This window comes from Streptomyces sp. ICN903, from assembly GCF_022015835.1.
GTDB lineage: Bacteria > Actinomycetota > Actinomycetes > Streptomycetales > Streptomycetaceae > Streptomyces > Streptomyces fenghuangensis.
Window position 1 is genome coordinate 1 of record NZ_JAKMAY010000480.1, and the last position, 2,713, is coordinate 2,713.

Below are 2,713 nucleotides of genomic sequence, written 5' to 3' on the forward strand. Positions count from 1 at the left end.
CCCGAATGGGTGGCGCCACCGATGGACCGCGGACGGCGCGCCGTCCATGGTGGGAGCGCAGGGGCGCGTGGCCCCTCCCCCCGGGGACGGGCCGCGCGCCCTCCCGTATGCCATCGGTCTCCCTCAGCCCGGAAGGAACACGACCGCGATGACGATCGACGCGGCCCGCTCCGCGGACCCTCCCGAACGCCTCCCGGCGCACGACGTGCGTCTGCGCCTGGAGCACGAACGCGACTCCCGCCTCTCCCAGCTCGACGCCGTCGAGGAGGCCGCGGATCAGGCGTCCGCGGACCTGCTGGCCGTCCAGACGGACTCCGTCCGCCGGGTGCTGGCGGAGATCGACCTGGCGTTCGCCCGGCTGGAGAACGGCACCTACGGGGTCTGTGAGGGCTGCGCCAGCGCCATCCCGGCCGAGCGGCTGGAGATCCTGCCGTACGCGAGCCGCTGCGTCGGCTGCCAGCAGCGCTCCGCCTGACGGCGTGTCCGGCTGGCGGAACGGGGGCGGCGGGGGCGCGGACACCGCACACCCCCGCCCCCGCCGCAATGCCCGCCCCGCGTACCACCCGCGTCACCCGCACGAGGACGTGACCCATGAACGACCAGGCCACCGGCGTCCACGACGCCGCTCTCACCCACCGGGAACTGGCCGCGCTGCGCGAGGACCTGGAGGAGCAGCGCCGCTTCCGCCTCGACCAGCTGCGGGGGTTCGGCCTCCCCCGTCCCGGGACAGCGCGGCCCGGGGCGGCGCGGGCCGAGGCGGCGTGGGCCGGGACCACGGAACGCGCCGGGACCGCCGAACTCGCCGAGATCGACGCCCGGCTCGCGGAGTCCGCCCGGATGGTCCTGGCCGACGTGGAGGCCGCTCTGGAGCGGATGGACCGGGGCGGCTACGGCCGCTGCCTGCTGTGCTCCCGCCCCATCCCCCCGCGCATGCTGGAGATCGTCCCGCAGACCCGGTACTGCGCGCACTGCCGGCGGGCCGGAGAGCCACGGCGGTGACACCGGGGCGCCCGCCCCGCGCCGCCCCGCACAAGGCGGCGGGGACCGCGGCCCCGCCGCGGTCCCCGCCGACACCCCGTACGGCCCGGGCTCAGCCCAGCGCCTGCGCCAGGTCCGCCACCAGGTCGTCGGCCGCCTCGATGCCCACCGACAGCCGCACCAGATCCGAGGGCACCTCGAGCGCCGAGCCCGCCGCCGAGGCGTGCGTCATCCGGCCGGGGTGCTCGATCAGGGACTCCACCCCGCCCAGCGACTCCCCGAGCGTGAACAGCTCCGCCCGGTTGCACACCTCGACCGCCGCCTCCTCGCCCCCGGCGACCCGGAAGGAGACCATGCCGCCGAAATCGCGCATCTGCTTGGCCGCCACCTCGTGCCCGGGGTGCGTCTCCAGCCCCGGGTAGTACACCTGGACGACTTTCGGGTGGGAGACGAGCAGCTCGGTGACCCGCGCGGCGTTGGCGCAGTGCCGGTCCATGCGCACCGCCAGCGTCTTGACGCCGCGCATCACCAGCCAGGAGTCGAACGGCCCGGCGATGGCGCCCATGGCGTTCTGGTGGAAGGCCAGCTCCTCGCCCAGCGCGGTGTCGGCGGTGATCAGCGCGCCGCCGACCACGTCGGAGTGACCGCCCATGTACTTGGTCGTGGAGTGCACCACCACGTCCGCGCCGAGCACCAGCGGCTGCTGCAGATAGGGGCTGGCGAAGGTGTTGTCCACCACCAGACGGGCGCCCGCCGTACGGGCCACGTCGGCCAGCGCCGCGATGTCGGCGATGCCCAGCAGCGGGTTGGACGGGGTCTCCACCCACACCGCCTTCGTACGCGGGCGCAGCGCGGCGCGCACGGCCGCCGGGTCGGAGGAGTCCGCCACGTCCCACTCCACGCCCCACCGCTCGGCGACCTTCGCGAACAGCCGGAAGGTGCCGCCGTAGGCGTCGTTCGGGATGACCACGTGGTCGCCGGGGGTGAGCAGGGTCCTCAGCAGGCAGTCCTCGGCGGCCAGCCCGGAGGCGAACGCCAGCCCGCGCCGCCCGCCCTCCAGCGCCGCGAGGTTCTCCTCCAGCGCGGTGCGGGTCGGGTTGGCGCTGCGGCTGTACTCGTAACCGCCGCGCAGGCCCCCCACCCCGTCCTGTTTGAACGTGGAGACCTGGTGGATCGGCGGTACCACCGCCCCGGTGGCGGCGTCGGGCTCCTGCCCGGCGTGGATGGCGAGGGTCTCGAAGTGCTGCGCCGGGGTACGCGCCGCGTTCTGCTCCGCGTCCCGCGCCTCGTCCCGTGCTGCGTGCTGGTCGTTCATGGCCACGAGCCTAGCCCCGCGGGCCGTACGGTGGAGGCATGGAAGCCCTGCTGTTCCTCATCGCCACCGCCGCCGTCGTCGGCCTGCTGATCGTGCCCGCGGTCCGCCGCCGCCGGGAGCTGACCGGTTCCGGGGGATCCCCCGGCATCCGGGCCGTAGGCGATCCGGACCGCTACGGCCTCGTACCGCCCGAGCGGCTCGACGTACGGCTGCCCGGCCCCGACCCGGAGCTGATCGAGGCGCTGGAGGAGACCCAGCGGACCCAGGACTGGCAGCCCGTCGCACGGCTGCTCGCGCTGACCGGCGACGACTGGGAACTGCGCTGGCAGCGCGTGCAGTCCCTGGCGGGCGCCGCGGCCGTGGAACTGGCGCGCTCGCGCACCACCCCGGCGCCCCCCGCGGAGCAGACCCCCCCGGCGG

Annotated in this window: 3 protein-coding genes and 1 pseudogene; 3 read left to right on the top strand and 1 reads right to left on the bottom strand. The window is 75.5% G+C overall.

Features of this window, described 5'->3' with window-relative positions; genetic code table 11:
* Positions 1-148: 148 nt before the first annotated feature.
* Positions 149-475: a TraR/DksA C4-type zinc finger protein gene (locus L7D48_RS27930; protein ID WP_237883746.1), complete on the top strand. Its 327-nt coding sequence runs from the start codon at positions 149-151 to the stop codon at positions 473-475.
* Between the two features lie 116 nt (positions 476-591).
* Entirely contained in the window at positions 592-999 is a 408-nt protein-coding gene (locus L7D48_RS27935; RefSeq protein WP_237883748.1) for a TraR/DksA C4-type zinc finger protein, read from the top strand.
* Positions 1,000-1,090: 91 nt separating this feature from the next.
* On the opposite strand, the gene L7D48_RS27940 is transcribed toward L7D48_RS27935, so the two are convergent.
* On the bottom strand, positions 1,091-2,293 hold the full coding sequence (locus tag L7D48_RS27940; protein WP_237883750.1) for a cystathionine gamma-synthase: 1,203 nt from the start codon (positions 2,291-2,293) through the stop codon (positions 1,091-1,093).
* A 38-nt stretch (positions 2,294-2,331) separates the two neighbouring features.
* Here L7D48_RS27940 and L7D48_RS27945 point away from each other — a divergent pair.
* Positions 2,332-2,713, top strand: a pseudogene (locus L7D48_RS27945) (hypothetical protein); the annotation flags it as partial.

What these genes read in the sequence shown, in the direction of transcription:
- L7D48_RS27930 (WP_237883746.1), top strand. Translation starts at nt 149, where the DNA reads ATGACGATCGACGCGGCCCGCTCCGCGGACCCTCCCGAACGCCTCCCG.
- L7D48_RS27935 (WP_237883748.1), top strand. Translation starts at nt 592, where the DNA reads ATGAACGACCAGGCCACCGGCGTCCACGACGCCGCTCTCACCCACCGG.
- L7D48_RS27940 (WP_237883750.1), bottom strand. Translation starts at nt 2,293, where the DNA reads ATGAACGACCAGCACGCAGCACGGGACGAGGCGCGGGACGCGGAGCAG.